Origin of the sequence: Acidovorax soli (genome assembly GCF_900107605.1) — a bacterium.
In the GTDB taxonomy this organism is placed as follows: domain Bacteria; phylum Pseudomonadota; class Gammaproteobacteria; order Burkholderiales; family Burkholderiaceae_C; genus Acidovorax; species Acidovorax soli.
Genome location: NZ_FNQJ01000027.1, coordinates 1 through 25,831 on the forward strand (window position 1 = coordinate 1; position 25,831 = coordinate 25,831).

General features: G+C 64.2%; 32 protein-coding genes and 1 tRNA gene. 3 read left to right on the forward strand and 30 right to left on the reverse strand.

Translation table 11 applies throughout. The annotated features are described in order from the left end of the window. Positions 1–297 precede the first annotated feature (297 nt). On the forward strand, positions 298–597 hold the full coding sequence (locus BLW02_RS15060) for a DciA family protein (protein ID WP_026437567.1): 300 nt from the start codon (positions 298–300) through the stop codon (positions 595–597). 44 nt (positions 598–641) lie between these two features. On the opposite strand, the gene BLW02_RS15065 is transcribed toward BLW02_RS15060, so the two are convergent. The 6 genes from BLW02_RS15065 to petA form a co-directional block, all read right to left on the reverse strand. Next, a tRNA-Thr gene (locus BLW02_RS15065) sits at positions 642–717 on the reverse strand. A gap of 51 nt (positions 718–768) precedes the next feature. Further along, positions 769–1,287 carry a ClpXP protease specificity-enhancing factor gene (locus BLW02_RS15070; protein WP_092699893.1) on the reverse strand — a complete coding sequence of 173 codons (519 nt, stop codon included), beginning with the start codon at positions 1,285–1,287 and terminating at the stop codon, positions 769–771. Between the two features lie 40 nt (positions 1,288–1,327). Next, positions 1,328–1,939, reverse strand: coding sequence for a glutathione S-transferase N-terminal domain-containing protein (locus BLW02_RS15075; protein ID WP_007854512.1), 612 nt, complete (start codon positions 1,937–1,939; stop codon positions 1,328–1,330). Between the two features lie 99 nt (positions 1,940–2,038). Beyond that, positions 2,039–2,800, reverse strand: a complete 762-nt coding sequence (locus tag BLW02_RS15080; protein WP_092699895.1) for a cytochrome c1 — start codon at positions 2,798–2,800, stop codon at positions 2,039–2,041. An 18-nt stretch (positions 2,801–2,818) separates the two neighbouring features. Beyond that, positions 2,819–4,234, reverse strand: coding sequence for a cytochrome b (locus BLW02_RS15085; protein WP_092699897.1), 1,416 nt, complete (start codon positions 4,232–4,234; stop codon positions 2,819–2,821). Between the two features lie 11 nt (positions 4,235–4,245). Beyond that, positions 4,246–4,842, reverse strand: coding sequence for a ubiquinol-cytochrome c reductase iron-sulfur subunit (gene petA / locus BLW02_RS15090; RefSeq protein ID WP_092699899.1), 597 nt, complete (start codon positions 4,840–4,842; stop codon positions 4,246–4,248). Between the two features lie 144 nt (positions 4,843–4,986). On the opposite strand from petA, the gene mscL reads away from it, so the two are divergent. Beyond that, positions 4,987–5,415 (forward strand): large conductance mechanosensitive channel protein MscL, encoded by a 429-nt coding sequence (gene mscL, locus BLW02_RS15095; protein WP_092699901.1) that lies wholly within the window; start codon positions 4,987–4,989, stop codon positions 5,413–5,415. Between the two features lie 78 nt (positions 5,416–5,493). Here the strand turns inward: mscL and pdxA are convergent, their stop codons facing one another. Both pdxA and BLW02_RS15105 read right to left on the reverse strand, forming a co-directional pair. Further along, positions 5,494–6,522: a 4-hydroxythreonine-4-phosphate dehydrogenase PdxA gene (pdxA, locus tag BLW02_RS15100; RefSeq protein ID WP_092699973.1), complete on the reverse strand. Its 1,029-nt coding sequence runs from the start codon at positions 6,520–6,522 to the stop codon at positions 5,494–5,496. Positions 6,523–6,619: 97 nt separating this feature from the next. Beyond that, positions 6,620–7,369 carry a Nif3-like dinuclear metal center hexameric protein gene (locus BLW02_RS15105; RefSeq protein ID WP_092699903.1) on the reverse strand — a complete coding sequence of 250 codons (750 nt, stop codon included), beginning with the start codon at positions 7,367–7,369 and terminating at the stop codon, positions 6,620–6,622. Positions 7,370–7,738: 369 nt separating this feature from the next. Between BLW02_RS15105 and BLW02_RS15110 the strand changes: the two genes are divergently transcribed. Further along, positions 7,739–8,884, forward strand: coding sequence for a S1C family serine protease (locus BLW02_RS15110; protein WP_092699905.1), 1,146 nt, complete (start codon positions 7,739–7,741; stop codon positions 8,882–8,884). A 159-nt stretch (positions 8,885–9,043) separates the two neighbouring features. On the opposite strand, the gene tatC is transcribed toward BLW02_RS15110, so the two are convergent. From tatC to BLW02_RS15220, 22 genes are all read right to left on the reverse strand, one after another. Further along, complete coding sequence (tatC, locus tag BLW02_RS15115) at positions 9,044–9,838, reverse strand: twin-arginine translocase subunit TatC (protein WP_092699907.1); 795 nt, start codon at positions 9,836–9,838, stop codon at positions 9,044–9,046. Positions 9,839–9,891: 53 nt separating this feature from the next. Further along, positions 9,892–10,353 (reverse strand): Sec-independent protein translocase protein TatB, encoded by a 462-nt coding sequence (gene tatB, locus BLW02_RS15120; protein ID WP_092699909.1) that lies wholly within the window; start codon positions 10,351–10,353, stop codon positions 9,892–9,894. Positions 10,354–10,373: 20 nt separating this feature from the next. Next, positions 10,374–10,616: a Sec-independent protein translocase subunit TatA gene (gene tatA, locus BLW02_RS15125; RefSeq protein ID WP_092699911.1), complete on the reverse strand. Its 243-nt coding sequence runs from the start codon at positions 10,614–10,616 to the stop codon at positions 10,374–10,376. 89 nt (positions 10,617–10,705) lie between these two features. After that, positions 10,706–11,062 (reverse strand): histidine triad nucleotide-binding protein, encoded by a 357-nt coding sequence (locus BLW02_RS15130; protein WP_092699913.1) that lies wholly within the window; start codon positions 11,060–11,062, stop codon positions 10,706–10,708. A 44-nt stretch (positions 11,063–11,106) separates the two neighbouring features. Further along, positions 11,107–12,138 (reverse strand): patatin-like phospholipase family protein, encoded by a 1,032-nt coding sequence (locus tag BLW02_RS15135; protein WP_092699915.1) that lies wholly within the window; start codon positions 12,136–12,138, stop codon positions 11,107–11,109. Next, positions 12,131–12,517 carry a DUF4870 family protein gene (locus tag BLW02_RS15140; protein ID WP_026437581.1) on the reverse strand — a complete coding sequence of 129 codons (387 nt, stop codon included), beginning with the start codon at positions 12,515–12,517 and terminating at the stop codon, positions 12,131–12,133. The genes BLW02_RS15135 and BLW02_RS15140 overlap by 8 nt, the downstream gene beginning before the upstream one ends. After that, on the reverse strand, positions 12,514–12,912 hold the full coding sequence (locus tag BLW02_RS15145) for a phosphoribosyl-ATP diphosphatase (RefSeq protein WP_092699917.1): 399 nt from the start codon (positions 12,910–12,912) through the stop codon (positions 12,514–12,516). The genes BLW02_RS15140 and BLW02_RS15145 overlap by 4 nt, the downstream gene beginning before the upstream one ends. 5 nt (positions 12,913–12,917) lie before the next feature. Next, a complete protein-coding gene (gene hisI, locus BLW02_RS15150) occupies positions 12,918–13,316 on the reverse strand; it encodes a phosphoribosyl-AMP cyclohydrolase (protein ID WP_208859744.1) in 399 nt (132 codons plus the stop codon). Positions 13,317–13,428: 112 nt separating this feature from the next. Continuing rightward, positions 13,429–14,229 carry an imidazole glycerol phosphate synthase subunit HisF gene (gene hisF, locus BLW02_RS15155; protein WP_092699921.1) on the reverse strand — a complete coding sequence of 267 codons (801 nt, stop codon included), beginning with the start codon at positions 14,227–14,229 and terminating at the stop codon, positions 13,429–13,431. A gap of 116 nt (positions 14,230–14,345) precedes the next feature. Then, positions 14,346–15,356 (reverse strand): UDP-glucose 4-epimerase GalE, encoded by a 1,011-nt coding sequence (gene galE, locus BLW02_RS15160; RefSeq protein ID WP_092699922.1) that lies wholly within the window; start codon positions 15,354–15,356, stop codon positions 14,346–14,348. Between the two features lie 489 nt (positions 15,357–15,845). After that, positions 15,846–16,730 (reverse strand): D-hexose-6-phosphate mutarotase, encoded by an 885-nt coding sequence (locus BLW02_RS15165; protein WP_092699924.1) that lies wholly within the window; start codon positions 16,728–16,730, stop codon positions 15,846–15,848. Continuing rightward, a complete protein-coding gene (gene hisA / locus BLW02_RS15170) occupies positions 16,720–17,466 on the reverse strand; it encodes a 1-(5-phosphoribosyl)-5-[(5-phosphoribosylamino)methylideneamino]imidazole-4-carboxamide isomerase (protein ID WP_092699926.1) in 747 nt (248 codons plus the stop codon). Before hisA ends, BLW02_RS15165 begins: the two co-directional genes overlap by 11 nt. A gap of 64 nt (positions 17,467–17,530) precedes the next feature. Beyond that, positions 17,531–18,208, reverse strand: coding sequence for an imidazole glycerol phosphate synthase subunit HisH (gene hisH, locus BLW02_RS15175; RefSeq protein WP_092699928.1), 678 nt, complete (start codon positions 18,206–18,208; stop codon positions 17,531–17,533). Between the two features lie 51 nt (positions 18,209–18,259). Beyond that, positions 18,260–18,895, reverse strand: a complete 636-nt coding sequence (gene hisB, locus BLW02_RS15180; RefSeq protein WP_092699930.1) for an imidazoleglycerol-phosphate dehydratase HisB — start codon at positions 18,893–18,895, stop codon at positions 18,260–18,262. Then, on the reverse strand, positions 18,892–20,016 hold the full coding sequence (gene hisC / locus BLW02_RS15185) for a histidinol-phosphate transaminase (protein WP_092699932.1): 1,125 nt from the start codon (positions 20,014–20,016) through the stop codon (positions 18,892–18,894). The genes hisB and hisC overlap by 4 nt, the downstream gene beginning before the upstream one ends. A gap of 106 nt (positions 20,017–20,122) precedes the next feature. Further along, positions 20,123–21,445, reverse strand: a complete 1,323-nt coding sequence (hisD, locus tag BLW02_RS15190) for a histidinol dehydrogenase (protein ID WP_092699933.1) — start codon at positions 21,443–21,445, stop codon at positions 20,123–20,125. Positions 21,446–21,465: 20 nt separating this feature from the next. After that, positions 21,466–22,113, reverse strand: coding sequence for an ATP phosphoribosyltransferase (hisG, locus tag BLW02_RS15195; RefSeq protein ID WP_092699935.1), 648 nt, complete (start codon positions 22,111–22,113; stop codon positions 21,466–21,468). Positions 22,114–22,115: 2 nt separating this feature from the next. After that, positions 22,116–23,402, reverse strand: a complete 1,287-nt coding sequence (gene murA, locus BLW02_RS15200; protein WP_092699937.1) for a UDP-N-acetylglucosamine 1-carboxyvinyltransferase — start codon at positions 23,400–23,402, stop codon at positions 22,116–22,118. A 93-nt stretch (positions 23,403–23,495) separates the two neighbouring features. Continuing rightward, entirely contained in the window at positions 23,496–23,738 is a 243-nt protein-coding gene (locus BLW02_RS15205; RefSeq protein ID WP_092699938.1) for a BolA family protein, read from the reverse strand. A 13-nt stretch (positions 23,739–23,751) separates the two neighbouring features. After that, positions 23,752–24,507 (reverse strand): ABC transporter permease, encoded by a 756-nt coding sequence (locus BLW02_RS15210; RefSeq protein WP_026437139.1) that lies wholly within the window; start codon positions 24,505–24,507, stop codon positions 23,752–23,754. After that, entirely contained in the window at positions 24,504–25,442 is a 939-nt protein-coding gene (locus BLW02_RS15215) for an ABC transporter ATP-binding protein (protein ID WP_092699940.1), read from the reverse strand. The genes BLW02_RS15210 and BLW02_RS15215 overlap by 4 nt, the downstream gene beginning before the upstream one ends. Before the next feature lie 101 nt (positions 25,443–25,543). Then, entirely contained in the window at positions 25,544–25,816 is a 273-nt protein-coding gene (locus BLW02_RS15220; RefSeq protein ID WP_092699941.1) for an STAS domain-containing protein, read from the reverse strand. Positions 25,817–25,831: the final 15 nt, after the last annotated feature.

The following is a 25,831-nucleotide window of genomic DNA, read 5'->3' on the forward strand; positions in this document are numbered from 1 at the left end:
GCCGACGGCGCCGGCGTTTAACCCCTATCCCCGATCAGTTCAGGTGGGGGAGTTTGAGGTGGCCATAGGCGGGGGAATTTGGGTGGCCATCGGGGCACCGCAGCCCAAGGCACTGCGTGGGCACCTGCAACCGGGGCGCAGGATTCATTGCCCCCACATCGGAAATTCCCGACGCACCCGAAAAGGCACCCCGATTCCAAGCACCAGCAGGCCAACGGGTTGAACGACAAGGCGCGAACCAGGCGTCCGCGATAATCCAATGCCGTCCCGCCTGCCCGGCTCCATCACACCATCCCCATGAATCGCCGCCACTACGCCATCACACTGCAGCAAGCCAGCGAGGACTCTCCGACGCTGGCCAAACTGGCGGCGCTCACACGGGATTCCAGTGAACGGCTTCAGGCGATTGAACGGCTGATCCCTTCAGCCCTGCGCTCGACGGTGCAAGCAGGACCTATCGATGGAGGCAACTGGTGTCTGCTGGTGAAAAGCAACGCTGCGGCGGCAAAAATACGCCAGTTGCTGCCGGCGCTGCTGGCGCACTTGCGCAGCCGGGGGTGGGAGGTGGACTCCATTCGCCTCAAGATTCAGGCCTGATATACCCCTGAGAGAGGTGTAAGCCCGGGCGTTTTTGCGAAAAATGGTGCCGATTGTCGGAATCGAACTGACGACCTACCGCTTACAAGGCGGTTGCTCTACCAACTGAGCTAAATCGGCGAAGGCTGCATTTTATCCTGCAAAAACAGCGTCTTTTGCGGCGTGTGGTGGCTATTTGATGCGCTTGAGAGAGGGGCGCGCACTTCTGCCCGAGGTGCGCGGGGGATGGGGATCGCCGCCACCTTCCTCGGCGGGCATGCCATCGCTGGGCACCAGTTGCACCACACGGTCTTCGGCATCCTCGGCCGGCACCGGCGGGGGCACAGCAGCTGAAACAAGGCCTCCGTCGAGTACGGCAGCATCCACATCCACCGGCGCAGGAAATGCCATGCCTTGCCCATTCTCACGCGCATAAATGGCAATCACCCGCCCCACGGGCACCAGGATCTCACGCGGCTTGCCGCCAAAGCGTGCCTTGAACTCGATGAAGTCATTGCCCAGCTGCAAGGAGCTCGTCGCGTCATAACTGATGTTCAGGACAATTTCGCCATCCTTCACATATTCGCGCGGCACCTGAACGGACCCATCCACACGCACCGCCACGTAGGGTGTGAACCCGTTGTCGGTGCACCACTCATAAAGGGCCCTGATCAGGTAAGGGCGCGTGGAAGTGGAGTCCTGGGCATTCATGGTGTCGCTACGGTGCAAGTGTCGGGACAAGCAGATGGGCTTACTTGCGCATCACCTTCTCAGATGGTGTGAGCGCCTCAATGTAGGCAGGGCGCGAGAAAATGCGCTCTGCATATTTGAGCAATGGCGCCGCGTTCTTGCTGAGATCAATGCCGTAGTAATCCAGGCGCCACAGCAGTGGAGCAATGGCGACATCGAGCATCGAGAAGTTGTCACCCAGCATGTATTTGTTCTTGAGGAACACGGGGGCCAGCTGCGTCAGGCGGTCACGGATATGGGCGCGGGCCTTTTCCAGCGCCTTTTCGTTGCCCTTGGTGGCGCGCGACTCCAGGATGTTCACATGCACGAACAATTCCTTCTCGAAGTTGAGCAGGAACAGGCGCACGCGGGCACGGTCCACAGGGTCACCTGGCATCAGCTGAGGATGGGGAAACCGCTCGTCGATGTACTCGTTGATGATGTTCGACTCGTACAGGATCAGGTCACGCTCCACCAGAATCGGCACCTGACCATAGGGATTCATCACGCTGATGTCTTCGGGCTTGTTGTACAGGTCCACATCGCGGATCTCGAAATCCATGCCTTTTTCAAACAGGACAAAGCGGCAGCGGTGGGAGAAGGGACAGGTCGTACCCGAATAAAGCACCATCATGGTGGGAGGCTCCTAAAAATCAAAAGAGTGGGACGCAAAAAGCGCCCACTCTGTAAAGTCCCGCCGCGCCAGCGGGCGCGCGGTCAGCGGATCCAAGGTTTACTTGACGTCTTTCCAGAAGGCTGCGTTCAGCCTCCAGGCAATGACCGTGAAGAAGCCCAGGAAAATCAGTACCCACACACCCACCCGCACGCGGGTGTTCTGTGCGGGCTCGCCCATCCACTGCAGGTAGTTCACAAGGTCGCCAATGGTTTGGTCATACTGCAGGGGCGTCATGGTACCAGGGGTGACTTGCTCCCAGCCCTTGAAAACCTGGGTCGTTTGTCCGTGGCTTTCATGCGCCTCGAACACCGGACGGCGGTCGCCTTGCAACTCCCAGAGCACATGGGGCATGCCCACATTCTGGAACAGCAAGTTGTTCCAGCCAGTAGCCTTGGCTCCATCACGATAGAACGTGCGCAGGAACGTGTAAAGGTAGTCCGCCCCCGTGCCACCGTGGCCCGCACGCGAGCGTGCGATGACCGTCAAGTCAGGCGGGTTGGCACCGAACCATTCCTTGGCCTGCTTGGGATCGATGGAGGCCTTCATGGTTTCACCCACCTTCTCCGTGGTGAACAGAAGGTTGTCCTTGATCTGCTGATCGGTCAGACCAATGTCGCGCAGTCGGTTGAACCGCATGAACGCAGCCGAATGGCAGCTCAGGCAATAGTTCACAAACACCTTGGCGCCGTTTTGCAGCGAAGCCAGGTCGTTGGTCTTGTTGGGAGCCTTGTCCCAGGCAATGGCGCTGCCACCGGCGGCATGCGCAGCACCGGCTGCCAAGCCCAGTGCAGCAACCAGCGTGAGGATGAGTTTCTTCATTGTTGTTATCTCCAGGGCTCAATGCGCAGTGAAGTTGACACGGTCAGGCACTGGCTTGGTTGCACCGATACGGCTCCACCAGGGCATCAGCAGGAAGAAACCGAAATAGAACAACGTGCCCACCTGCGAAACGCGCTCACCCACGGGCGATGGCGGCTGCACGCCCAGGTACCCCAGAATCAGGAAGTTGATCACGAAGACGGCATACAGATACTTGTGCCAGTTGGGGCGATAGCGGATGGACTTCACTTCACAGGCGTCCAGCCATGGCAGGAAGAACAGGATGATCACGGCACCACCCATCACCACCACGCCCCAGAACTTGGCATCGATCGCCAGCATGAGCAGAACCGCAACCACGGCTGCAATCACAATGCCCCCCTTGAGGAACCCAGGCAGCCGGGCCTTGACCACGCCGAGGAAAGCGCCCGCCAGCACGCAGGCGATCAGCGCGTACATCATCTCGCTGGTGATGGCACGCAGCATGGAGTAGAACGGCGTGAAGTACCAGACAGGTGCAATGTGCAGCGGCGTCACCAACGGATCTGCCGGGATGAAATTGTTGTACTCCAGGAAATAGCCACCGAACTCGGGTGCAAAAAACACCACTGCCGTGAAAGCCATGAGGAACATGCTCAGCGCGAAGATGTCATGCACCGTGTAGTAGGGATGGAACGGCACGCCGTCGAGCGGTTTGCCCTTGGCATCCTTGGGTGCGTTGGGCGCCTTGATTTCCACGCCATCGGGATTGTTGGACCCCACATCGTGCAAGGCCAGCAAGTGGGCGACCACCAGACCCAGCAGCACCAGCGGCACAGCAATCACATGGAAGCTGAAGAAGCGGTTGAGCGTCGCATCGCCGACCACGTAGTCGCCACGAATCAGCAGTGCCAGGTCAGGACCAACGAAAGGAATGGCGGCAAACAGGTTGACGATCACCTGCGCACCCCAGTACGACATCTGGCCCCAGGGCAGCAGGTAGCCCATGAAGGCTTCAGCCATGAGCGCCAGGAAAATCGCGCAGCCAAAGATCCAGACCAGTTCACGCGGTTTGCGGTAGCTGCCATAGATCAGGCCACGGAACATGTGCAGGTAGACGACGATGAAGAACGCCGAGGCCCCCGTAGAGTGCATGTAGCGGATCAGCCAGCCCCAGGGCACATCACGCATGATGTACTCGACCGATGCAAACGCCAGCGCTGCATCTGGCTTGTAGTGCATCACCAGGAAGATCCCGGTGACGATCTGGATCACCAGCACCACCAGTGCCAGCGAGCCAAAGACGTACCAGAAGTTGAAGTTCTTCGGAGCGTAGTACTCCGACATGTGCACGCGGTAGGCATCGAACGCCGTTGGAAAACGGTTTTCGAACCAGTTCGTGACCTTGGCACCGGCCGAGGCGTTGGGGGAGATTTCTTTGAATTCGTGGGCCATGTAGTGCTCCTTCAGGCCTTCTTGTCTTCGCCGATGATCAGACGTGTATCGGAGAGATACATGTGCGGCGGCACCTCGAGGTTGTCAGGTGCGGGCTTGTTCTTGAACACCCGACCGGCCACGTCAAACGTGGAGCCATGGCAAGCGCACAGAAAGCCACCATGCCAGTCATCGGGCAGCGACGGCTGAGGACCAGTCTGGAACCTGTCACCTGGCGAGCAGCCCAGGTGGGTGCATATGCCCACGCCGACAAACACTTCGGGCTTGATCGAGCGGTGCTGATTCTTGGCGTACTCAGGAATAGGGTAGGCCTTGCGATCGGATTTTGGATCGGCCACCTGGGGCTCGGTTTGCGCCAGGGATTCCAGTTGCTCGGGTGTGCGCTTCAGGATCCACACCGGTTTGCCGCGCCACTCCACGGTCATTTTTTCTCCGGGCTTGAGGGCGGAGATATCCACCTCAACGGCGGCACCTGCGGCCTTGGCTCGCTCGGAGGGCTGGAAAGAACTCACGAAAGGTACGGCAGCTGCCACGCCGCCCACCGCACCAGCGCAGGCAGACGTGATGATCCACGTCCGCTTGCTGGAGTCGATTGGAGTGTCACTCATGGGGATCCTCGATGAACATCGCTAGATTGGGGTCAACTGCGAATTGTAGCGGAGTGAAAATGGGTAATTCAATGTACAGGCCCGCCTTGACAGGCCTGCAAACTGAGCAATACTTGCGCATCCGCAATTAATCGAGAAATAACCATGAGCATGATGCAAGAGTTCCGCGAATTTGCGATCAAGGGCAACGTGATCGACCTGGCCGTCGGCGTGATCATCGGTGGCGCTTTCGGCAAGATTGTCGATTCGGTGGTTTCCGACCTGATCCTGCCCCTGGTGGGCCTGGTGTTTGGCAAGCTCGATTTTTCCAACATGTTCATCGCGCTGGGCGAGGTACCGGCGGGTACGGCGCAGACGCTGGATGCCATCAAGAAGGCCGGTGTCCCGGTGTTCGCTTACGGCAACTTCATCACCGTGGCGGTGAATTTCCTGATCCTTGCGTTCATCATCTTCATCATGGTCAAGCAGATCAACCGCCTCAAGCGCGAAGCGCCCGCAGCGCCAGAAGCCCCCGCAGCACCCGCTGAAGACATCGTTCTGCTGCGCGAAATCCGCGACAGCCTCAAGCGCTGAAACGCGTTCATGGGCACGCGGCACCCTTGCCGCTCCACCATTGCCAGCGCCCTCAGCACCTGCTGAGGGCGTTTGTTTTTATCGAACCATCTGGCGTGCAACCCGGACCGCCTCCACCAGGCTTGCAGCATCGGCAACGCCCTGGCCGGCAATATCGAAAGCGGTGCCGTGGTCTGGACTGGTGCGCACCAGCGGCAGGCCCAGCGTCACGTTCACCCCCTTGTCCACCCCCAGGTATTTCACGGGGATCAAGCCCTGGTCGTGGTACATGGCCAGCACCACATCGAACTCCCCGGCATGCTGCGGCGTGTGGCGCGCGCGCATGAACACCGTGTCGGGCGCCAACGGGCCATGCACATCCATGCCCAGCGCACGCGCATCGGCGACGGCGGGTACGATGCTGTCGATTTCCTCGCGTCCGAACAAGCCCCCTTCGCCGGCGTGCGGATTGAGGCCCGCCACCGCCATGCGCGGCGCCCGCCCCAGACTTCGCAGCAACGCGGCATGGGTGATCTGCAGGGTCTGCAAGATGTTTTCCCGCGTCACGGCCGCGATGGCGTCGCGCAGCGACAGGTGGATGCTGACCAGCACCGTGCGCAGTTCATCACTGGCCAGCATCATGCGCACCGGCATGGCAGCCAGCGGCACGCCCTGATGGGCCGCCGCCTCGGCCTGCAGCAACTCGGTATGGCCGGGAAAGCTCACCCCCGCGGCAGACAGCGCCTCCTTGTGCAACGGCGCCGTCACCAGGGCCGCAATGTGGCCCTGCAGGGCGGCTCGCGCGGCCCACACCACGCAGTCGGCTGCAGCACGGCCGGCCGCGGCACTCACCTGGCCCCACGGCACGGGGCCGGGCAAGCCAGGCAATTGCAGCACCGGCATGCAGCGCGATGGCACCTGCCAGGCGTCATCGGGCGATGCGATCAGCGCTACCGGCAACTCCGGCACGCCAGGGCGCACGATGCACTGCGCAGCGCGGCGCAGGGTGGCCAGATCGCCCACCGCAAAGCAGCCGCGCAGCATGTCGGGAGCGTCGCGAAAGGCCTTGGCAACGATTTCGGGACCGATACCGGCTGGGTCACCCTGGGTGATGGCAATGGTTTGCATGATGAAATTTTGGATCAAATCAGCCGCAAGCGCCCTTAAATAAAGCGCCAGAAGCTATCAATTAAATAGCATGAATACATGGAGCACCACACTCCGCTCACGCCGGGTTGTCAATCTCGATGAAATGGTGCTCCACCCCCAACTGCTGCGCCACCCGCGCGGCAGCGGCGGGGGCACCATAACGCTCGGTGGCATGGTGGCCGGCGGCAATGAAGGCCACACCCGTTTCCCGCGCCAGGTGGGCCTGGGGCTCCGAGATTTCGCCGGTGATGAAGGCATCGGCCCCTGCGGCAATGGCCGATTCGAAATAACCCTGCGCCCCGCCCGTGCACCAGGCCACGCGCCGGATGCGCCGCGCCGCTGGCTGCACCAGCGTCACGGGGCGGCCCAGCGCCCGTGCCACATGGTCTGCCAGCGCCTGCGCGCCATCCAGCGCGGCCGGCCCGGCAAAGCCCAGGTCCTGCTCGCCAAAGCGCTGGTCGGCCGTCCAGCCCAGCACCCGCCCCAGCTGCGCGTTGTTGCCTACTTCGGGGTGCGCATCGAGCGGCAGATGGTAGGCAAACAGGTTGATGTCATGCGCCAGCAGCAGGCGCAGGCGTTCGCGCATCCAGCCAGTAATGCGGCCATCCTGTCCGCGCCAGAACAGGCCATGGTGCACAAAAATGGCGTCGGCCCGGCGCGCAATGGCGGCTTCGATCAACGCCCGGCTGGCCGTCACGCCGCTCACGATGCAGGCAATGTCGGCCTTGCCCTCGACCTGCAGGCCATTGGGGCCGTAGTCCTTGAAACGCTCGGGTTGCAGCAGGCTGTCAAATGCCTGCACGAGTGTGGTGCGGGAAATGCTCATCACGGTATTGTCACCGCCGCCCGCACGCCATGGCGCTGGTCTTGGCGGCAAGAAACATCAACTCTTTGGCCACGCCAAAGGTGCGCTGCCGACAGCGCTGCCGCCAGCACAATGCCGCAGACGCGCCTGCGGCCGCCGCCCCGGGATTGGGGGATTCGGCCAGGCCCAAGTGGGTTTACACCATGCGCAACACGGCAACAACGCTGAATAAAATTTCACGATCACCCCTCTCGCAAAGCAGAGAACCGCCCTCACAACTGAAGGCAACCGTGCGCAGGAAACTGACCGTTCAGCGACAATCATCGGCGGTCCGCCAACAATGTGGACACGGCTTTCCCGGCACCCACTCCCAGAGTCACTCAAAACACCATGAAGCGCATTTGGCTCCTCTTTTCCCAGTCCGTGACGGTGCTCGTTGCCGCCTACTTTGTTGTCGCCACCCTGCAGCCGGACTGGCTGGGCCGGGGCACCACGCGCTCGGGTGCAGGCATTGCGCTGGTCGAGGCGCCCGCCACAAGTTCCGCGCAACCGGAACCTGGAAGCCTCAGCAGCGCCGCCCGCAAAGCCGCGCCTGCCGTGGTCAGCATCAACACCAGCAAGGAAGTGCGGCACCCGCGCAGCAACGATCCGTGGTTCCAGTTCTTCTTTGGCGACCAGGGCAGCCAGTCCCAAACCGGACTGGGCAGCGGTGTGATCATCAGCCCCGACGGCTACATCCTCACCAACAACCATGTGGTCGAGGGCGCTGACGAGATCGAGGTCACGCTCACCGACAGCCGCCGTGCCCGGGCCACCGTGATCGGCACTGACCCCGACACCGATCTGGCCATTCTCAAGGTGGAACTCGACAAGCTGCCCGTCATCGTGCTGGGCAACTCCGACCAGGTCGCCGTGGGCGACCGGGTGCTGGCCATCGGCAATCCCTTCGGCGTGGGCCAGACGGTGACCAGCGGCATCATCAGCGCGCTGGGCCGCAGCCAGCTGGGCATCAACACCTTCGAAAACTTCATCCAGACCGATGCAGCCATCAACCCCGGCAACTCGGGGGGCGCGCTGGTGGACGTCAACGGCAACCTGCTGGGCATCAACACGGCCATCTATTCGCGCTCCGGTGGCAGCATGGGCATCGGCTTTGCCATTCCCGTGTCCACCGCCCGGCTGGTGCTCGACGGCATTGTGAAAGACGGTCAGGTGACCCGGGGCTGGATTGGCGTGGAGCCCAATGAACTCTCGCCCGAACTGGCCGAGACCTTTGGCGTGAAAGCCACCGAGGGCGTGATCATCACCGGCGTGCTGCAGGACGGCCCCGCCGCCCAGGCCGGCCTGCGGCCCGGTGACGTGATCGTGCGCGTCGATGGCAAGGCCGTTACCAACGTTTCCGAATTGCTCACGGCCGTGGCGGCCCTCAAGCCCGGCACCGCCACACCCTTCGCCGTGCAGCGCGGCGATGCCATGGTGGACCTGAAGGTCACCCCCGGCGTTCGTCCCCGGCCGCAACGTGCCGTGAAGCGCTGACAAGGCGCTGCTGAAGCGCTGGCGCCGTGCTGGCCATCGGTGCATTGGCGTTGCCGCACGCGCTCTGATGCTCCAAAAAAATAGCTTCCAGCGCTTGATGGGTAAGCGTTGGAAGCTATGTTTGCTTCAGGCCAGCACCGGCATCCGATTGCGTGGCAATCAGGACGAGGAGGATGCCGCCTCTTCGGCGTCTTCGGGTGCCTTGGTGTGCTTGATGAAGATCTGGGCCGCCCAGATACCCACTTCGTAGAGCAGGCACATCGGAATGGCCAATGCCAGCTGGGACACCACATCCGGAGGCGTGACCACGGCCGCGATGATGAACGCGATCACGATGAAATAACCCCGAAAGCTCTTGAGCTTTTCCACACTCACAATGTTCATGCGGGCCAGCACCACCACCGCGATGGGCACCTCGAATGCCATGCCGAACGCCAGGAACATGGTCAGCACGAAGCCGAGGTAGGCCTCGATGTCTGGCGCCGCCGTGATGCTCTTGGGCGCGAAGCCCTGGATAAAGCTGAACACCTGCCCGAAGACGAAGAAGTAGCAAAAAGCCACCCCGATGAAAAACAGTACGGTGCTCGACACCACCAGGGGCAGCACCAGCTTCTTTTCGTGCGAATAGAGGCCGGGCGCCACAAACGCCCACAGTTGCCACAGCACGACAGGCAATGCCAGCAGAAATGCCGACATGAGCAATATCTTGAGCGGCACCATGAAAGGCGAGATCACCGAGGTGGCGATCAGCGTGGCCCCCTTGGGCAGATGGGCCACCAGCGGCGCCGCCAGAAAGTCGTAGAGCGCGCCAGGGCCGGGAAAGAAGAACAGCAGCGCTGCCGCCACACCGATGGCGATGATGGCCTTGACCAGGCGGTCGCGCAGTTCCATGAGGTGCTGCACAAACGGCTGCTCGGTGCCGGCCAGTTCGTCTTGGGAGGGGGTTTCGGACATGTTGGAATTTCGCGGGCGTCAGCAACGCCCCCGCTGCGCGGCAGGATGCAGCATCAATGGAATTTCTGTGGCCGGTAGCGCGCAACGCGCGCCGCGCCCGACAGGGCCTTGGTACGCACGCCACTGCGCGCCTTGTACCACTGGGGCATGGCGCCCTTTTTCAGGCGCCAGTTCTTGCCCGGGTGCCTGTAGGCGGGCACCACGGCGAACGGGTCATGCAGGTCGGCACTGGCCGTACCGCTGGCTTGGGCCAGGTCCTTTTCGAATTCGCTGGCGCTGGTCTGGATGGATTGCTCCACATCCCGGGCCGCGTTTTCGACCGTGTCCTTCATCTTCTTGAGCTCGTCGAGCTCCATGGACCGGTTCACCTCGGACTTCACGTCCGCCACGTAACGCTGCGCCTTGCCCAGCAAGGCGCCCACCGTGCGGGCAACGCGCGGCAGCTTCTCGGGCCCGATGACAATGAGTGCCACCACGCCGATCAGCGCCATCTTGGACAGGCCAATATCAATCATGGAAGCGCCAGCGCCCGAACTCAGCTCTTTTGCTTGGCTTCGACATCGATGGTGGTCTTGTCGGCGGTGGCCTGGTTGGCCACCTGACCGGCGGGGGGCGTTGCAGCGTTGGTGTCCGGCGAGGAGCCATCCTTCATGCCGTCCTTGAAGCCCTTGACAGCGCCTCCCAGGTCAGAACCCATGTTCTTGAGTTTCTTGGTGCCAAACACCATCACAACGATCAGCAGCACGATCAGCCAGTGCCAGATGGAAAAAGAACCCATGGAATATCTCCTAACGAATTGGAATCATTTTAGACGGCGGCCGCGACAGGAGTTCAAAGCGCCTGCACAACCCCCAGGGGGAAAAGCATTCAGCCCTTGAGCCAGGGGCGCGGACCACCGATCACATGCATGTGCAGATGGTGGATCTCCTGCCCGCCTTCAAGCCCCGTGTTCGCCACGATGCGAAACCCCCCCTCTGGATACGGATTGCAGCCCTGCTCCAGGGCCAGGCGCGGCGCCAGTGCCAGCATGCGGCCCAGCAGGCCGGCATGCTCGGGCGTGACCTGCGCCATCGAGGGGATGTGCAGCCTGGGCACCATCAAAAAGTGCACCGGCGCCCAGGGGTGGATGTCATGGAAGGCAAAGATTTCCTCGTCTTCATAGACCTTCTTCGAAGGAATCTGGCCTGCGATGATTTTGCAGAAAAGGCAGTTTGGATCGTGCATGGCGAAAAAGAAGGCTGGCTCAGCGCCCAAAGGCACACGGGCAGTTACACATTGTCGGCGATGTTGAGGGAGGGGCGCACACCCACATCGCGGTGGTGCGCTTTCAGCCAGTCCTGGCCTGCCGTGCGCCCCAGCGCGAACAGCTTGCGCACAAAGGCCATGTCCGCGCGCGCCTTGCTGTCAGCGCCAAATGGGGCCAGCACCGCGCCACCGTCAATGCGGTGCATGCGCACGTTCTTGTAGCGGCGCGCGTCCAGCTTGCCCTCGGCCAGCAGGCGCCGCACGAACTCGATGGCACGGAGTTCGGCCAGCAGGCTGGCATTGAAGGTCACCTCGTTCATGCGTTCGAGGATTTCGGGGGCCGTGTCGGGCAGCCCGTGGTGCTCGGTCGGATTGATCTGCACCAGCAGAATGTCGGAGGTGTCGGTCTGGTAGATCAGCGGGTGCAGCGCGGGATTGCCGGAATAACCCCCATCCCAGTACCGTTCGCCCTCGATCTCCACGGCCTTGAACAACAGCGGCAGGCAGGCCGACGCCATCACCGCGTCGGCGCTGAGCCGTGCGCCCGAGAAGATTTCGCCGCGCCCGGTGCGCACATTGGTGGCACACACAAACACCTTGGGGCCGGAGGCGCCCTTGGCGGCGCACAGCAGTTCGAAATCCACCTCGCGCTCCAGCAGCCGGCGCAGGGGGTTGATGTCCAGGGGATTGGTCTGGTAGGGCGACAACCAGCGGTTCATCATGCCCAGCAGCGGGTTGGCGGCTGCCAGCGGCGTGCCCCACATCAGGCTGCCCAGCGTCCCGACGCCTTCCCACAGCCGCGTCAGCGCAGCGCGGGCCAGTTCGCATCCGGCCGCGTGGGCTTCTTTCGGATCTTTGTGCTGCTGGGCCGCCTGCGCAAAACCATGCGCCACCGCCACGGCGTTCATGGCTCCGGCGCTGGTGCCGCTGATACCACCGATCATCAGGCGCCCATCTTCGAGCAGCGCGTCCAGCACGCCCCAGGTCAGCGCGCCATGCGAGCCGCCGCCCTGCAGCGCCAGATTGATGGGTGTCAGCGTGCCGCGCTCAGGCATCGATGGCCTGGCTGTTGTTCATGGTCACCATGCCGCGCACGATGCGGTACAGGAACCAGATGGAGATCAGGCCCCAGGCCACCCAGCCGGGAAAGAAAAACAGCAGCCACAGCGGCGCCGTGACGATGTACAGCACCCCCGCCCACAACACCGTGCGGATGCGCCAGGCAAAGTGGCTGGCCTGCCAGGTGCCCGCGCCCTCGCCCTGTTTCACCAGGTCGATGACCAGCGCGATGATGAGCAGCGCCGCGCCCGGCTGCGCGCCCGGGATGACGGCACCCACGGCCACGATCAGGTGCAGCACATAGCTGACCCAGCCCCAGGCCTTGAGGCCCTCGGCCTTCTCGTCGTTGGTCTGCACATCGATGATGTCGTTCATGGCGATTTTTCCTGGGCCGCACGCGCAACCGCCTTGCGCAAGGCTTTTTCCTCGATACCGCTGGTGCCCTCGCGGCGCTCGAGTTCGGCCAGCACGTCGGCGGGCGTGAGGCCATAGTGGGCCAGCGCAATCATGGAGTGGAACCACAGGTCGGCCACTTCGTAGACGATTTTGGCCTTGTCGGCGCCATGGTCCACGTCCTTGGCCGCCATGACCACCTCGGTGGCCTCTTCGCCGATCTTCTTCAGGAACGCATCCGGCCCCTTGTGCAGCAGGCGCGAAACGTAGCTCTTATCCGGATCGCCGCCGTTCGACGGCTTGCGGCTTTCGATGACGGCAGCCAGACGCGCCAGCGCGTCCTGCGAAGTCGGGGCCAGGGAATCGTTGGAACTCATGGGTGTTATCTGTAGATGGATTCAGGGTCTTTCAAGACCGGCTCGACCGCCTGCCAGGCGCCGTCCCGGAGCACGCTGAAAAAGCAGCTGTGGCGGCCGGTATGGCAGGCAATGCCGGGCTCGTGCCCGAGCTGGGTGATCTTGAGCAGCACCACGTCGTTGTCGCAATCGAGGCGGATTTCATGCACCGTCTGCACATGGCCCGACTCTTCACCCTTGAACCACAGCTTTTTGCGCGAGCGGCTGAAGTACACGGCCCGGCCCAGTTCTGCCGTTTTTTGCAGCGCCTCGCGGTTCATCCAGGCAAACATCAGCACGTCGCCCGTGCCCTGCTCTTGCGCAATCACGGGCACCAGGCCCTGCGCATCCCACTTCACTTCGTTGAGCCAGTTCATGGGTGCGATTGTCGATGATTTGGGTGACGGCGCGGTGCGCCCACCCCGGCCTTGAAGCCTTTTGAGGCTATAGCGCTTATGTATCAAGCGCTAAAGCCATCAAATAGTGAGCAAATGACGATCACAGACGCACCGGAATCCCGCGCTCGGCCATGTGCTGCTTGGCCTGCAACACCGTGAACTCGCCGTAGTGGAAGATGCTGGCGGCCAGCACGGCGTCGGCACCGCCGATCTGGATGCCGTCAGCCAGATGGTCGAGGTTGCCCACACCGCCCGAGGCAATCACGGGCACGCTGACGGCATCGCTCACGGCGCGCGTGAGGGCCAGATCAAAGCCCGCCTTGGTGCCGTCGCGGTCCATGCTGGTCAGCAGGATCTCGCCGGCGCCGCGCTGCGCCATCTCGCTCGCCCAGGCCACGGCATCCAGGCCGGTGTTCTTGCGCCCGCCATGGCTGTAGACATCCCAGCCGGGGCCCACGGTCCGGCCATCGGGTCCCTGGCGCAGCGCCTCCTCTTCGGAGCGGCGCTTGGCATCGATGGCCACCACGATGCACTGCGCGCCGTAGCGGGCCGATGCCGCGCTGATCACGTCGGGATTGGCAATGGCGGCCGAGTTGAAGCTGGTCTTGTCGGCCCCCGCGTTGAGCAGGCGGCGCACGTCATCGACCGTGCGCACGCCCCCGCCCACGGTGAGCGGAATGAACACCTGGCTGGCCACCGCCTCGATGATGTGCAGGATCAGGTCGCGCCCGTCGCTAGTGGCGGTGATGTCCAGAAACGTGAGTTCGTCGGCACCCTGCGCGTTGTAGCGCGCGGCGATCTCGACCGGGTCGCCCGCATCGCGCAATTCGACAAAGTTGACGCCCTTGACGACACGACCACCGGTCACGTCAAGGCAGGGGATGATGCGTTTGGCAAGCATGGAATGAAAGCGCTATCGGCAAGGCTGGTTGGGGGCAACAAGATACCACGCAGGCGCACCACCAGTGCAGTGCAGCCCTCAGAACCTGTGCATGTTCACGGAACGAGTGGACGATCTCACCCCAGCGTGCGCGCCACCCCGTTTTGCCAGCGCCACACATCGGCGCACATGCGGTCCACCCCGTGGCGGGCGCGCCAGCCCAGCAGCCGCTCGGCCAGCGCCGGGTCGGCCCAGCACTGCGCCACATCACCCGGCCGCCGCGCCACCATCTGGTAGGGCACGGCACGGCCGCTGGCCTGCTCGAAGCCGCGCACCATCTCCAGCACCGACACCGGCTGCCCGGTGCCCAGGTTCACGGTGAGCAGCCCGGCGTGCTCGCGCAGATAACGCAGGGCGGCCACATGGCCCTCGGCCAGATCGCACACATGGATGTAGTCGCGCACGCCCGTGCCATCGGGCGTGGGGTAGTCGTTGCCATACACGCTCAGGGATGCGCGCTGCCCGGCCGCCACCTGCGCCACATAGGGCATCAGGTTGCCCGGCTCGCCCTGGGGGTCTTCGCCGATGAGCCCGCTCTCGTGCGCGCCCACGGGGTTGAAATAGCGCAGCCGCGCAATGCGCCACTGGCCAGGCTCGGCGTGGTCCACATCCGCCAGCACCTGCTCCATCATGAGCTTGCTCCAGCCGTAGGGGTTGGTGGCGGACAGGGGAAAATCCTCGCGGATCGGTACCGACGCAGGCTCGCCATAGACAGTAGCCGATGAGGAGAACACCAGCGTGTGCACGCCCGCCGCCTGCATGGCGCGCAGCAAGGTCACCGTGCCAGCGACGTTGTTGTCGTAATAACGCAGCGGCTCGCGCACCGACTCCCCCACGGCCTTGAGTGCGGCAAAGTGGATCACGCCCTCGATGGGATGCTGCGCGAACACGCGCGCCAGCCCCTGTGCATCGCGCACATCGCCCTCGATGCACAGGGGCTGCGTGCCCGTGATGCGCCCCAGGCGCTCCAGCACCGAGCGGCGGCTGTTGCAAAAGTTGTCCAGAATCAGACAGGGAATGCCCGCCTGGGCCAGAGCCACGCAGGTGTGCGAGCCAATAAAGCCGGCGCCGCCGGTTACAAGAATCATCTAAAGCACCACTTCCATGAAACGACGGGAATCGATCGACCCGCTCTTTGCACAGGTTCTCAGAGCCTGTTGACGATCTCCCTGGGGTCGCGCAGCGGTCTTTGCGCGATGGGATGCAAAGCGCGGTGCGCAGTGGATAGCCCGGCTATCCACAAGCGCCGCAACGCCGCAGACCGCCCGCAAAGACCGCTGCCCGAAGGGTTGGAGCGAAATCGGGCGACAAGGCTGCCCCGGCCGCTTGCATGGGCACGAGCCCATGCGGCGCACCTGAAGCATCCACTCATCCCGATTGCGCTCCAACGCGATCCCCTGCGAGATCGTCAACAAGCTCTTATAGGATATCCGTAACCGCCCACCGCATCATCCGGCCGGAACCATCGGATCTGCGCCCACCTTCCGCGAACGATCCCTGGCCGTGCGCACGGTCTGCCGAGCGCACCTTGATCACGTCCCTCTGCATCCCCTAGCGAACGCGACAAGGCTGTCGCACTAGGACGCCTGCAGCACCCTGAGTTCTTGCCAACCTTGCCACTGCGCCTGCGGCGCCAGGGTCACGGGCTGGTCGATCCGGGCCGCTTCCACGCACAGCATGGAGCGGTAGCCATCGGGTGGCATGTCTGCCAGCCGGGTGCAGAGTTCAGCCCCCGGGTTCCAGACCACGGTGTCGGACAGGCTGGCGCTCTGGGTGATCTGAAGCCATTGGGCACCGTCGAGCAGTTGCATGGGCCCGGCGGGCGCCTGAAAGACGCAGTCGTATTCACCCGCCAGGCGCACCGCGCCCCGCTGCACGCCGCGTGCGTCCGCCACTGCGTCCCAGCGCGCGCAGCCATCGAGTCCGCGCAGGTGGACATGCTCGACATTCTCCACGCGCAGATAGGTGTGCAGCGCGGTGGTGAAACTCCAGGCATCGGCGTCCGTGTCGCCCGTATTGCGCACCGCCAGTTGCACCCGCAGGCTGCCTGCCCCCAGCGCCACCGTCAGCTGCGCCGCAAAGCGCTCGGGCCACCAGGCGCGCGTGGCCTCGCTGTCGGCAAGTTCCAGGCACACAACCGACTGCGCATCGCCATCACCGCCCGACAACACGCGGCGCCAGGCCAGATTGCGCGCAAAACCATGCTTGGGCAAGGGGCCGCGCTGGTTGAACTGGGGAAAGCACAGCGGGATGCCGCCACGGATGGCCGACTGGCCATCGAAAACCGCCTGGGGACTCAGGTACAGGCGCTCGCGCCCGCCGGCCACCCACGAGAGCACCTGGGCACCATGCAAGGCCACCAGCGCGCTATCGCCCTGGGGCGCCTGCAGGCGGATGCAGGGCTGCCCCTGAAAAATCTCTGTGCCACCCCACGCAGCCACCGCCGCACTGTCAGGCGGCATGGCCCAGCGAGTCGGCGCGCGCCTGGGCCGCAGCAAAGTCGAGGTCGCCACTGTAGATGGCGCGGCCGCAGATCACGCCTTCGACGCCTTCGCTCTCCACGGCGCACAGCTGCTCGATATCGGCCATGTTCGACAGGCCGCCCGAGGCGATCACGGGAATGGACAGCGCCTGCGCGAGCTTCACGGTGGCGTCGATGTTGATGCCCGAGAGCATGCCGTCACGGCCGATGTCGGTGTAGATGATGGATTCGACACCCCAGTCCTCGAACTTCCGGGCCAGGTCCACCACCTCATGGCCGGTGAGCTTGCTCCAGCCATCGGTGGCCACCTTGCCGTCCTTGGCATCCAGCCCCACGATGATGTGGCCGCCAAAGGCGCTGCAGGCGTCTTTGAGGAAACCGGGATTCTTGACCGCTGCCGTGCCGATGATCACGTAGCGCAGGCCGCCGTCGATGTATTTCTCGATGGTGTCCAGGTCGCGAATACCGCCACCCAGCTGCACCGGAATTTCTTCGCCCACCTCCTTGAGGATGGACTTGATCGCGCCGTGGTTCTTGGGCACGCCGGCGAAGGCACCATTCAGGTCCACCAGATGCAGGCGGCGCGCGCCGGCATCCACCCATTTGCGGGCCATGGCGGCAGGGTCTTCACCAAAGGTGGTGGATTGGTCCATATCGCCTTGCTTGAGGCGAACGCAGTGGCCGTCTTTCAGGTCGATGGCGGGAATGAGCAGCATGGTGGTGAAGTTCGGGAGGGAAAGGGCGAGCACGGCTCGGCCCGAACGAGTGGAAGTTAAGAAATCAGGGATTCCAGTGCAGAAAATTGCGGTACAGCGCCAGGCCGTGCTCCGCACTCTTTTCCGGATGGAACTGCGTGGCGAAAATATTGTCGCGCGCAATGGCGGCCGCAAACCAGCCGCCATAGTCCGTTTGCCCTGCGCAATGGGCAGGATTCTGCGGCACAGCGTAGAAACTGTGCACGAAGTAAAAGTAGCTGTTGTCCGGCACGCCAGCCCACACCGGGTGCACGCCGCCCCCGTGGTGGGCGTGGGGCATCTGCCGCACCTGGTTCCAGCCCATCTGGGGCACCTTGTAGCGGCTGCCGTCGGGCTGCGTCCTGCCCGCCAGATCGAACTTGAGCACGTCGCCGGGGATCAGGCCCAGGCCCGGCGTGTCGCCCTCGGCGCTGTGGTCCAGCAGCATCTGCATGCCCACGCAGACGCCAAACATCGGCTTGGTGGCCGCAGCTTCGAGCACCGATTCCTGCAGACCAGATTCGCGCAACTCGCGCATGCAGTCGGGCATGGCGCCCTGCCCTGGCAGCACGATGCGCTGGGCGGCGCGCACGTCCTCGGGGCGGGAGGTGACCACGACCGTCCAGCCCGTATCGTGGGCCGCAGCCTGCACGGCCTGAGACACCGAGCGCAGGTTGCCCATGCCGTAATCGACCACCGCAACGGTTTTTACTTCCATATTCATAGCTACCAGCACTTATCCATCAAACGCCAGCGCCTGATTTGACCAAATATCTCACAACGAACCCTTGGTGGACGGGATGACACCCGCCGAGCGCGGATCGCGCTCCAGCGCCGCGCGCAGCGTGCGCCCGAACGCCTTGAAAATGGTCTCGCACTGGTGGTGCGCGTTGACGCCCTTGAGGTTGTCGATGTGCAGCGTGACGCCTGCGTGGTTCACGAAGCCCTGGAAGAACTCGTACACCAGCTGCGTATCGAGCTGGCCGATGCTGCCGGAGGTGAACTTCACATCGATGTGCAGGCCCGGGCGGCCCGAAAAATCGACCACCACGCGCGAGAGCGCTTCGTCGAGCGGCACGTAGGCATGGCCGTAGCGGCGGATGCCCTTCTTGTCGCCCACCGCGCGCGCAAACGCCTGGCCCAGGGTGATGCCCACGTCCTCCACCGTGTGGTGGCCGTCAATGTGCAGGTCGCCCTCGCAATCGATATCGAGGTCGATCAGGCCGTGGCGGGCGATCTGGTCGAGCATGTGGTCAAAAAAGCCGATACCCGTGTGCAGCTTGGCCTGGCCGGTGCCGTCGAGGTTCACGCGCACCGAGATGCGGGTTTCGGCGGTGTTGCGGCTGACCTCGGCGATGCGGTCGGCCAGGGGATCGGGAGACGTGGAGGTGACGAGAGCGGAGGAAGTCATAAGGAAGCCTGCAGGGCGGCCAGCATCTGGTTGTTGTCTTCGGCGGCGCCCACCGTGAGACGCAGGCAATTGGCCAGCAATGGGTGCATTGTAGAAACGTTCTTGACGAGGACCTTGCGGGTTTTCATGCCCTCGTAGGCTTTGGCCGAATCCGCCACCCGCACCAGCACCATGTTGGCCTGGCTGTCCCACACTTTCTCGACGCCCGGCATGGCGCGCAGCGCGGCCAGCAGCTCGGTGCGCTGGGCGCGCAGTTCGGCCGCCTGCGCCGCAAACACCTCGGCATGTTCCAGCGCGAACAGCGCCGCCTCGCAGTTGAGCACGCTCACGTTGTAGGGCGGGCGCACCTTGTCGATCTCGGCCACCAGCGCGGCCGCGCCGATGAGATAGCCCAGGCGCACACCTGCCAGGCCAAACTTGCTGAGCGTGCGCATGAGCAGCACGTGCGCATTGCGCGCGGGCTCGGCCCGCATGCGGTCGATCCAGGTGCGGCTGGCAAAGGGCTGGTAGGCCTCGTCCATCACCACGATGCCGCCCTGGGCACCCGCGGCGTCGATGATGCGCTGCACCGCGCCCTCGTCCCACAGCGTGGCCGTGGGGTTGTTGGGGTAGGCAATGAAAGTGATGGCGGGCCGGTGCCGCGCGATGGCGGCCAGCATGGCGGGCTCATCCAGCGCAAAGTCGGGCGTGAGCGGCACGCCCACGAAGTCCAGCCCCTGCAGCTGGGCGCTCATGGCGTACATCACGAAGCCCGGCACGGGTGCCAGCACCACAGGGCGCTCACCGGTGCCCGGTCGGGCGCAGGCGAGCGACACCAGGCCGATGAGCTCGTCCGAGCCATTGCCCAGCACGATGCGGTGGCCTTCGGGCATGCCGGCATGGCGCGCCAGCGCGGCCTGCAGGTCGGCCATGCGTTCTCCCGGGTACCGGTTGAGCGCCAGCGCGCCCAGGCGCTGGCCCAGCGCGGCCTGCAGATGGGCGGGCAAGCGAAACGGGTTCTCCATCGCGTCCATCTTGAGCATGCCGGTGGCGGGCTGCACGGCATAGGCGTGCATGGCGCGCACATCGGGGCGAATGCGGGCCAGGGCCTGCAGCGGGGAAGATGGATCGGCGTGGGTCATTCGGCGGTTTCCAGTTCGTTGGGGGCCACAAGAAAGGGGTGGAGCACGCGCCAGGCGTTCAGCGGCGCAGCGTGTACACAGGCCTCGGTCAGCACGGCGGCCAGGGTTACGACGGCCTGAGGCGCAGCTCCGCCGCCCGCGCGTGGGCCTGCAGGCCCTCGCCATGGGCCAGCACGCTGGCGATCTGGCCCAGCGTCTGCGCACCGGCTTCGCTCACCTCGATGAGGCTGCTGCGTTTTTGAAAGTCGTACACGCCCAGGGGCGAGCTGAAGCGCGCCGTGCCGCTGGTGGGCAGCACATGGTTGGGGCCGGCGCAGTAGTCGCCCAGGCTCTCGGATGTGTAGGCGCCCAGGAAGATGGCGCCCGCGTGGCGCAGCAGGGGCTCCCAGCGGTGCGGGTCGCGGCTGCTCACTTCCAGGTGCTCGGGCGCGATGCGGTTGCTGATGGCGCAGGCCTCTTCCATGCTGCGCGTGTGGATCAGCGCGCCGCGGCCGGTGAGGCTTTTGGCGATGATCTCGGCGCGCGGCATGGTGGGCAGCAGGCGGTCGATCTCGCGCTGCACAGCGTCGAGGTAGGCGGAGTCGGGGCACAGCAGGATGCTTTGAGCCAGCTCGTCGTGTTCGGCCTGGCTGAAGAGGTCCATGGCCACCCAGTCGGCGGGCGTGCTGCCGTCGGCCAGCACCAGGATTTCGCTGGGGCCGGCGATCATGTCGATGCCCACGGTGCCGAACACGCGCTTCTTGGCGCTGGCCACGTAGGCATTGCCGGGGCCGGTGATCTTGTCCACCTTCGGCACCGTGGCCGTGCCGTAGGCCAGCGCCGCCACGGCCTGCGCGCCGCCGATGGTGAAGGCACGTGTGACGCCGGCCACATAGGCTGCGGCCAGCACCAGGGCGTTTTTCTCGCCCCTGGGGGTGGGCACCACCATGATGATCTCGCCCACACCGGCCACATGGGCGGGGATGGCGTTCATCAGCACGCTGCTCGGATAAGCCGCCTTGCCACCGGGCACGTAGATGCCCACACGGTCGAGCGGCGTGACCTTCTGGCCCAGCAGCGTGCCGTCTTCGTCGCGGTAGCTCCAGCTCTCGCCAGAGGCTTTCTTCTGCGCTTCGTGGTACTTGCGCACGCGAGCGGCGGCCGCCTGCAAGGCGGCGCGCTGCACGGTGGGAATGGCGTCGAACGCGGCCTTGAGTTCGACCTGCGTCAGCTCCAGTGCCGCCATGCCCGGCGCCGAGAGGCCGTCGAAGCGGGCGGTGTACTCCAGCACCGCCGCATCGCCGCGCTGCTGCACATCGGCCAGGATGTCGGCCACGCGCTGCTCGATGGCCGCGTCGGTATCGGCAGACCAGTGCAGGCGGGCTGCAAAATCAGCCTCAAAAGTGGCTGCAGCGGTTGACAGACGGATGGGAGCAGCTACCAAAGTCATAGTTTGATGCGGTGGAGGTTTCAGTTCTTTGGCGCAGGGATGGCCGAGGCAAACGCATCGATGATGCGGCGCAGCGGCGCCTGCTTGAGCTTGAGCGCCGCCTGGTTGACCACCAGGTGCGAGCTGATGTCCATGATGCGCTCGACCTCAACAAGGTGGTTGGCCTTGAGCGTGTTGCCGGTGGAGACCAGATCGACGATGGCATCGGACAGGCCGATGAGGGGCGCCAGTTCCATGCTGCCATAGAGCTTGACCATGTCCACATGCACGCCCTTGCTCGCAAAGAAGTCGCGGGCAATGCTGGTGTACTTGGTGGCCACCTTCAGGCGTGAGCCCTTTTTGACGGCCTGGGCGTAGTCGAAATCATCGCGCACGGCCACGCTCACGCGGCACTTGGCAATGCGCAGGTCGAGCGGCTGGTACAGGCCCTGGCCACCATGCTCGATCAGGGTGTCCTTGCCCGTCACGCCCAGATCGGCGCCGCCATATTCGACATAGGTGGGCACATCGGTGGCGCGCACCAGCACCACGCGCACATCGGGCTGGTTGGTGGGCAGGATGAGTTTGCGCGATTTTTCGGGATCTTCCAGCACCTCGATGCCGGCGGCGGCCAGCAGGGGCAGGGTTTCGTCGAAGATGCGGCCCTTGGAGAGCGCCAGGGTGATCATGCTCATGCTTTCATTCTCTCAATGTCAGCGCCAAGGCCGCGCAGCTTGGCTTCCATGCAGTCGTAGCCCCGGTCGAGGTGGTAAATGCGGTCCACCACGGTTTCGCCGTCGGCCACCAGGCCGGCAATGACCAGGCTGGCCGAGGCCCGCAGGTCGGTGGCCATCACGGTGGCGCCCGACAGGCGCGCGGACGTGGAAGCCAGGCCTTCGATCACCGCCACCTTGCCATCGACCTGGATCCTGGCCCCCAGACGCACCAGCTCGTTGACGTGCATGAAGCGGTTTTCAAAAATCGTTTCGGTCACCGTGGCCGTGCCCTGCGCAATGCAGTTGAGCGCCATGAACTGGGCCTGCATGTCGGTGGGGAAACCCGGGTATTCGGTGGTGCGAAAACCCTGGGCCTTGAGCGTGGCGCCGCCCGCGCTGTGCACGCGGATGCCGCCGTCCACCGCCTGCACGGTGGCACCGGCTTCGCGCAGCTTTTCGATGACCGCATCCAGGTGGTCTGCGCGGCCATGGCGCAGCACCACATCACCGCCCGTGGCCGCCACGGCGCACAAGAAGGTGCCGGCCTCGATGCGGTCGGCCACCACGCGGTGCGTGCAGCCGTGCAGCTGGTCCACACCCTGGATGCGGATGCGGCTGGTGCCGTGCCCTTCGATCCTGGCGCCCATGGCGATCAGCATCTCGGCCAGGTCGGAAATTTCGGGCTCCTGCGCGGCGTTTTCGAGCACGGTCTCGCCTTCGGCCAGCGCAGCGGCCATGAGGAAGTTTTCGGTGCCCGTCACCGTGACCATGTCGGTGGTGATGCGCGCGCCCCTCAGGCGCGTCCAGCCCGCGGGCAGCTTGGCGATCATGTAGCCGTGCTCGACCACGATCTCGGCGCCCATGGCGGCCAGGCCCTTGATGTGCTGGTCGACCGGGCGCGAACCGATGGCGCAGCCGCCAGGCAGAGACACCGTGGCCTCGCCAAAGCGGGCCAGCAGCGGGCCCAGGGCCAGCACCGAGGCGCGCATGGTCTTGACCAGCTCGTAGGGGGCTTCGGGCGTGTTGAGGCCACCGGCATCAATGCGCACGGTGCCATCCTGTGAACGCTCGGCTGACACTCCCATGTTGCGGATGAGCTTGAGCATGGTGCTCACATCCTGCAGCTGGGGCACGTTGAGCAGGGTCACGGGCTCTGCCGTGAGCAGCGCGGCGCACAACTCCGGCAGGGCGGCGTTCTTGGCGCCAGACACCAGCACCTCGCCATTGAGGGGGCGACCACCGCGGATCAGGAGTTTGTCCATCTCGAAAAACCAGAAATATGAAGAAAATGGCTTCTAGCGCCTATCCATCAGGCGCCAGAAGCTATCAATAAATGAGCTGACAGGGCAACAGCGTCACTGCCCCTGCGCCGCCCATTCTGCGGGGGTGAAGGTTTTCATCGACAGCGCATGCACCTCGTCGGTGGCCAATTTGGCGCCCAGCGTGGCGTACACGCGCTGGTGGCGCTGGATGGCGCGCTTGCCCTCGAATTCGACCGAAACGATGGTGGCATACCAGTGGCGGCCATCGCCTTCGAGCGTGATGTGGTCGCAGGCCAGGCCCGCGGCGATGATGTCTTTGAGCTGGTCTGCAGTCATGGTCGGTTCTCTGTCAATTTCTAATCTTGTAGCCGGTGCGCAGCAGGTGCACGGCCAAGGCACTCACGGCCAGCCAGGCCATGCCCACGATGCCAAGGCTGAGCCAGGGCGAGGTATCGCTCTGGCCGAAGAAGCCATAGCGGAAGCCGTCGATCATGTAGAAGAACGGATTGAGATGGCTCGCGGTCTGCCAGAACGGTGGCAGCGACTGGATGGAATAGAACACGCCCGACAGGAAGGTCATGGGCACGACCACGAAGTTCTGGAACGCGGCCAGCTGGTCGAACTTGTCGGCCCACAGGCCTGCAATCAGCCCCAGCGTGGCCAGCAGCGCTGCGCCCAGAAACGCAAAGACGAAGATCCACAGCGGCGCCGCAAACTCCGGCCGCGCAAACGCCAGGGTGACGATGAACACCCCCAACCCCACCACCAGCCCGCGCACCACCGACGAGCCCACATAGGCCAGAAACCAGGCCCAGTGCGACAGCGGCGTGAGCAGCACAAACACCAGGCTGCCCATGATCTTGCTCTGGATCAGACTCGACGAGCTGTTGGCAAAGGCGTTCTGCAGCACGCTCATCATCACCAGGCCGGGCACCAGGAAGGCGGTGTAGCTGATGCGGTCGTACACCTTCACATGGCCTTCGAGCACATGGCCAAAGATCAGCAGGTACAGCACGGCCGTGAGCACGGGCGCGGCCACGGTCTGGAAGCTGACCTTCCAGAAGCGCAGCACTTCTTTGTAGAACAGGGTTTGCCAGCCGGTCACAGTGCCACCTCCGACAGCGGAATGTTCGAGGCCGACGTTCCCGACATGACCTGCAGGAACACGTCTTCCAGGTCCGGCCTGCGGATTTCCATGTCCTGCACCTCCACACCGGCCACGCGCAGGGCGGCCAGGTGGTTTTCGATTTCCGCCGCATCGTGTGCGGGCAGTTGCACGATGCGGCCCGTGACCCGCGCCAGGAGGGCCAGGGACGGCGGCAACAAGGCGTCGGTCTTGAACTGCAGCACACTGCCCGAGGCCGTCTTGAGCAACTCGCTGGTGCGGTTGAGCGCCACCACCCGCCCCGCCTTGAGCATGGCGATGCGGCCGCACAGGGCCTCGGCCTCTTCGAGGTAATGGGTGGTCAGCAGCACGGTGTGGCCTTCCTTGTTCAGGCGGGCGACGAAATGCCACAGGGTCTGGCGCAGCTCCACGTCCACGCCGGCCGTGGGCTCGTCGAGCACGATGATGGGCGGCTTGTGCACCAGCGCCTGCGCCACCAGCACGCGCCGCTTCATGCCACCCGAGAGCTGGCGCATGTTGGCATTGGCCTTGTCGGCCAGGCCCAGGTTGGCCAGCAGTTCGTCGATCCAGGCGTCGTTGTTCTTCACGCCGAAGTAGCCCGACTGGAATCGCAGCGCCTCGCGCACATTGAAGAACGGATCAAACACCAGTTCCTGGGGCACCACGCCCAGCTTGCGCCGGGCCTCGGCAAAGTCGGACTGCACATCGCTGCCCTGCACCAGCACCCTGCCCTGGGTAGCGCGCGCCAGGCCCGCCAATATGCTGATGAGGGTGGTTTTTCCGGCACCGTTGGGGCCGAGGAGTCCGAAGAATTCGCCTTCCTCGATGTCCAGGCTGACCTGGTTCAGTGCCTGGAAGGGCCCTTTGGGGGTGACAAAGGTCTTGGAGATGGCTTGGAAGGAGACTGCAGGCATGGAACCTTTGATTTTAAGGCCTTGGCCCGCGAGCTGCCGCGTTCAGACCAACAGCACCCGCCGCCCGAGGACATTGCCGGCCTTGCAGGCCGGCACCCAGCTCAGCCGGCCACCTGCAGCAAGTCGTCCACGCCGTACAGCCCGGCCATGCCGACCAGGGCTGCAGGCAGGCCTCTGACCACAAAAGCCTTGCGGTCTGCCAGCGCTTCGCGCCTGCACTCCAGCAGCACCGCCAGCGCGGAGGTGTCGAACACGGCCAGCGCGCTGGCATCCACCACCACCTCGGGCCCCTTGAGAACCTGGAGCCCTTGCACCAGCATGCGCAGGCAGCCGCTGGCCTGGCGGTGGGTGAGCTCGGAGGGAAGCACCAGCATGCGCGGGGTCTCGCT